Below are 1,730 nucleotides of genomic sequence, written 5' to 3'. Positions count from 1 at the left end.
CGGGCAGGGCGACGGATGGCAGGCCAGCCTGAAGAGCTTTGCGTCGCGGCTGGCCTGGCGCGACCATTTCATGCAGAAGCTCGAGGACCAGCCCGGGCTGGAATGCCGCTGCCTGCACCCCGCCTATGAAGGGCTGCGCCCGCGCGCGCCCGACCCTGCGCGGCTGGCGGCCTGGGCGCGGGGCGAGACCGGGCTGCCCTTCGTCGATGCCTGCATGCGGTCGCTGATCGCCACGGGCTGGCTGAATTTCCGGATGCGCGCGATGCTGGTCTCGGTGGCCTCGTATCACCTCTGGCTCGACTGGCGCGCGACGGGGCCGCTCCTGGCCCGGATGTTCACCGATTACGAGCCGGGCATCCACTGGCCGCAGATGCAGATGCAGGCGGGCACGACGGGGATCAACCGGGTGCGCATTTACAACCCCGTCAAGCAGGGGCTGGAGCAGGACCCGACCGGCGCCTTCACCCGGGAATGGCTGCCCGAGCTGGCCGAGGTGCCGGACGCCTTCCTGCAGGAGCCCTGGCGCTGGAAGGGGGCGGGGCGGCTTCTGGGCCGCCGCTATCCGGCGCCGGTCGTGGACGTGGCCGCGGCGGGGCGGGCGGCGCGGACGGCGGTCTGGGCGGTGCGGGCGCGGGCGGGCTTTCACGACGAGGCGGCGCGGATCATGGACCGCCACGCCTCGCGCGCCGACCGCGCGGGCCGTTTCGTGAACGACCGGGCGCCCCTGCGGCCCCGCGGCGACGCGCGCCAGCTGAACCTCGATCTGTGAGCGGGAAGATGCGCCGCAAGGGCGACCTGCCCACCAAGACTTGCGCCAGCTGCGGGCGGCCCTTCGCCTGGCGGCGCAAATGGGCGAAGGACTGGGACCAGGTGCGCTATTGCTCGGACCGCTGCAGGATCAGGGGGGCCAGGAACGCTGGCTCTTCACCTCGGCCCAAAAGCCCTATATCATGAGACGACTCCGCACATGAGGACAACATGGCGCGCCCCAGGGTCGGCATCATCGGCAACAGCTACCTGATCGACGATCAGTATCCCGCGCACGCGGGCGGCACGATGAATTCCGAGGCCGTGGCCAAGGTGGCAGGCGCGCTGCCGCTCCTGATCCCGGCCGATCCGCGCTTTGTCTCGGTGCCTGACCTGCTGGATGCGTTCGACGGTTTCCTGTTCACCGGCGGGCGGCCGAACGTGCATCCCGAGGAATATGGCGAGGCCGCGACCGAGGCGCATGGCGCGTTCGACCGGGCGCGCGACGCGATCGCGCTGCCGCTGATCCGGGCGCTGATCGACCGCGGCCAGCCCTTCTTCGCGATCTGCCGCGGCTTTCAGGAGGTCAACGTCGCGCTGGGCGGTTCCCTGCATCCCGAGATCCGCGCCCTTCCGGGGCGGATGAACCACCGGATGCCGCCCGACGGCACGCTGGAAGAGAAATTCGCGCTGCGCCACAAGGTCACCTTCGCCGAGGGCGGGCTGTTCCACCGCCTGCTCGGCACGACCGAGGTGATGACCAACACGCTGCACGGGCAGGGGATCAAGACGCCGGGCGCCCGCGTGGTGATAGAGGGCTGGGCGCCGGACGGCACCCCCGAGGCGCTGCGCGTCGAGGGGGCGGCGGGCTTTGCCCTCGCGGTGCAGTGGCACCCCGAATACAAGGCCGCCTGCGACCCGGTCTCGCGCCCGTTATTCGAAGCCTTCGGGCAGGCGGTGGCGGACTGGGCGGCGGGGCAATG

Annotated in this window: 3 protein-coding genes; all 3 read left to right on the top strand. The window is 71.3% G+C overall.

All coding sequences use genetic code 11. The features are described from left to right. A partial coding sequence (locus ENN83_RS04900) for an FAD-binding domain-containing protein (RefSeq protein WP_287184713.1) occupies window positions 1-769 on the top strand: 769 nt, incomplete at its 5' end. 8 nt (window positions 770-777) lie between these two features. Further along, entirely contained in the window at window positions 778-954 is a 177-nt protein-coding gene (locus ENN83_RS04895; protein WP_287184710.1) for a DUF2256 domain-containing protein, read from the top strand. A 24-nt stretch (window positions 955-978) separates the two neighbouring features. After that, window positions 979-1,730 (top strand): gamma-glutamyl-gamma-aminobutyrate hydrolase family protein (locus ENN83_RS04890; RefSeq protein WP_287184709.1); only part of this gene is annotated, 752 nt, incomplete at its 3' end.

The sequence above is a fragment of the Rhodovulum sp. genome, from assembly GCF_011048875.1.
GTDB lineage: Bacteria > Pseudomonadota > Alphaproteobacteria > Rhodobacterales > Rhodobacteraceae > Rhodovulum > Rhodovulum tesquicola.
The sequence above is the reverse complement of the archived record's forward strand: the minus strand, read 5'-3'. Positions and strand labels throughout refer to the sequence as shown.

Coding starts and splice junctions, on each gene's coding strand:
- ENN83_RS04895 (WP_287184710.1), top strand. CDS start 778: ATGCGCCGCAAGGGCGACCTGCCCACCAAGACTTGCGCCAGCTGCGGG.